Genomic DNA, 2637 nt, shown 5'->3' on the forward strand with positions numbered 1-2637 from the left:
CTTCTGCATTGGTATCCAGATTGGAAAATTGGTGAAGCCATCTTGGACTCAGCGTTTGATGCTTATTCCATCTACGAAATGTTAGAACACTATGATGTGTCTGCCATTATTGACCTTAATCCAAGACGTTCCAAGCAATTCGTTTATAATGAAATGACTATAAACGTAGACGGCGTTCCTATATGCCCCATCGGTCGAAAAATGCTTGATTGGGGAGTAGAGAAGAAACGCTACCGTCGAAAATGGCGATGTCCAGCTGCAGTCGGGAAATGGGAATGCCCCACACCATGTTCTAATTCTACATATGGTCGTACCTTTTATACATCGACAAAGGATAATCCTCGACTATTTCCACGTGTAAAACGTGGCAGTAAAGAATGGAAACAGCGATATTCTTTGCGTACTGGGGTCGAGCGTTGTATTAAGCGTCAAAAAGTAGATTATCATTTAGAGGATTCAAGAGGACGAAGTTCTCGGCATTGGAATATTCGTTCATATTGCATCGGCATGTGTCAGCATGCCGATGCGTGGATGAAGGAAGCAGAAAAGGTAAACTATTCAGGTTTACATCCTTTAATAAAATCTCTGCTCTCCTTATAACCATCCTTAATATCATAAAATACATTTTTTTAAAAATCCACTGCTAGTGGATTATTTGTCATGCACTTTTTTGAAAATGACTTTGAAAATTCCAATTTGTCCTCTCGAATCCAGCTTTCATCCCCCAAAAGGCTCTTAATTAGCTATCTAATTTCCGAGCCTCTATGTGTAATAAAAGGAAATAGATATTTAGGTTGTCTTCCTACTTGAGTATAATTTGAGAAAATATAAAAAAATTGTATTAAATTCATCTTTGAATATAATGAGATAAAATGTTCATTTGTAATACATAATAAAGAAGGTAATTGGAAAGATTAATTTGCAGTAAATAATTATTTAAAATTAGTTGACGAAACATAATGAATATGTTATATTTTATAAGCCGTCGTTATTAATAACGAAGCCAAAAAGTTTAAGAAATGAAAATTTATTAGTTTAAATTTCATTTATAAGCTTGACGCATTTTGAACGATATGTTATTATATCGAATGTTGTCGCTATTCCACAGTAGCTCAGCGGTAGAGCAATCGGCTGTTAACCGATTGGTCGCAGGTTCGAACCCTGCCTGTGGAGCCAAACGGAGAAGTACTCAAGTGGCTGAAGAGGCGCCCCTGCTAAGGGTGTAGGTCGGGTCTACCGGCGCGAGGGTTCAAATCCCTCCTTCTCCGCCATACGTGGCCCGTTGGTCAAGTGGTTAAGACACCGCCCTTTCACGGCGGTAACACGGGTTCGAATCCCGTACGGGTCACCAATTTATTTTAATAACGGAGGATTAGCTCAGCTGGGAGAGCACCTGCCTTACAAGCAGGGGGTCGGCGGTTCGATCCCGTCATCCTCCACCATATATAACCGCGTTTTATATGGTCCCGTGGTGTAGTGGTTAACATGCCTGCCTGTCACGCAGGAGATCGCGGGTTCGATCCCCGTCGGGACCGCCACTTATTGGGCTATAGCCAAGCGGTAAGGCAACGGACTTTGACTCCGTCATGCGCTGGTTCGAATCCAGCTAGCCCAGCCATCTTATTTATTTCAAGAAATAGAGCAATGATTGAAGCATATATAAATGTTTCGAATTGTTCCTCAGCCTTTACCCTCTGAGAAGTTGGTTGGAGGAAGGGACAAGCATGCGCTCTAAATATTGTTTGTGAGCCATTAGCTCAGTAGGTAGAGCATCTGACTTTTAATCAGAGGGTCGCAGGTTCGAATCCTGCATGGCTCATCACCCCGAGCGGGTGTGGCGGAATTGGCAGACGCACTAGACTTAGGATCTAGCGCCTTCGGCGTGGGGGTTCAAGTCCCTCCACCCGCATTAATTAATTTATAGGATTTATTTTTCTTCATGTTTATTAAAATCTTTTTCTCCTTTTTATGTAAAATTAATTTTTTTATAAATTCTATCTGCGGTCGTGGCGGAATGGCAGACGCGCTAGGTTGAGGGCCTAGTGGGGGCAACCCCGTGGAGGTTCAAGTCCTCTCGGCCGCACCAAAAATGTTACCGTTTGAAATCCTTAAACAAATATGATATATTAATAAAGTCGCTTTATTTTAAAAGGTTTTAAGTTGAATGCGCCCGTAGCTCAATTGGATAGAGCATCTGACTACGGATCAGAAGGTTATGGGTTCGACTCCTGTCGGGCGCGCCATTACATATTACTATTAATCGGGAAGTAGCTCAGCTTGGTAGAGCACATGGTTTGGGACCATGGGGTCGCAGGTTCGAATCCTGTCTTCCCGACCATTATTCAATAGAATATGCGGGTGTAGTTTAATGGTAAAACTTCAGCCTTCCAAGCTGATGTCGTGGGTTCGATTCCCATCACCCGCTCCATTGCAAAGTGTGCGAATCGGGCCTGTAGCTCAGCCGGTTAGAGCGCACGCCTGATAAGCGTGAGGTCGATGGTTCAAGTCCATTCAGGCCCATATTGATTTTTGTAACCTTTGCAACAAGGATGATCTTTGAAAACTAAACAAAATGTCAAGCGTGCGGCAATGTTGAATGTTTCATTCAACGGCCAAGTCAATTTTTGAGTAAGGAAC

At 42.5% G+C, this 2637-nt stretch carries 1 protein-coding gene and 13 tRNA genes; all 14 read left to right on the top strand.

The window, feature by feature from the left end; translation table 11 throughout:
- The first annotated feature begins 42 nt into the window (after nucleotides 1-42).
- The 14 genes from HR057_RS16625 (at nucleotide 43) to HR057_RS16690 (ending at nucleotide 2520) form a co-directional block, all read left to right on the top strand.
- On the top strand, nucleotides 43-600 hold the full coding sequence (locus tag HR057_RS16625) for a hypothetical protein (RefSeq protein ID WP_230474518.1): 558 nt from the start codon (nucleotides 43-45) through the stop codon (nucleotides 598-600).
- Nucleotides 601-1101: 501 nt separating this feature from the next.
- Nucleotides 1102-1176 (top strand) — tRNA-Asn (locus HR057_RS16630).
- 3 nt (nucleotides 1177-1179) lie between these two features.
- Nucleotides 1180-1271 (top strand) — tRNA-Ser (locus HR057_RS16635).
- Nucleotides 1272-1276: 5 nt separating this feature from the next.
- Nucleotides 1277-1351, top strand: a tRNA-Glu gene (locus HR057_RS16640).
- 15 nt (nucleotides 1352-1366) lie between these two features.
- A tRNA-Val gene (locus tag HR057_RS16645) sits at nucleotides 1367-1442 on the top strand.
- Between the two features lie 20 nt (nucleotides 1443-1462).
- Nucleotides 1463-1538, top strand: a tRNA-Asp gene (locus HR057_RS16650).
- Nucleotides 1539-1543: 5 nt separating this feature from the next.
- Nucleotides 1544-1618, top strand: a tRNA-Gln gene (locus HR057_RS16655).
- Between the two features lie 128 nt (nucleotides 1619-1746).
- Nucleotides 1747-1819, top strand: a tRNA-Lys gene (locus HR057_RS16660).
- Between the two features lie 9 nt (nucleotides 1820-1828).
- Nucleotides 1829-1909 (top strand) — tRNA-Leu (locus HR057_RS16665).
- 91 nt (nucleotides 1910-2000) lie between these two features.
- Nucleotides 2001-2086 (top strand) — tRNA-Leu (locus tag HR057_RS16670).
- 80 nt (nucleotides 2087-2166) lie between these two features.
- Nucleotides 2167-2243: transfer RNA gene (locus tag HR057_RS16675), tRNA-Arg, on the top strand.
- Nucleotides 2244-2261: 18 nt separating this feature from the next.
- A tRNA-Pro gene (locus HR057_RS16680) sits at nucleotides 2262-2338 on the top strand.
- Between the two features lie 16 nt (nucleotides 2339-2354).
- A tRNA-Gly gene (locus HR057_RS16685) sits at nucleotides 2355-2428 on the top strand.
- An 18-nt stretch (nucleotides 2429-2446) separates the two neighbouring features.
- Nucleotides 2447-2520, top strand: a tRNA-Ile gene (locus HR057_RS16690).
- Nucleotides 2521-2637: the final 117 nt, after the last annotated feature.

It is taken from the genome of Calidifontibacillus erzurumensis (assembly GCF_013303125.1).
Classification (GTDB): Bacteria; Bacillota; Bacilli; order Bacillales; family Bacillaceae_J; genus Calidifontibacillus; species Calidifontibacillus erzurumensis.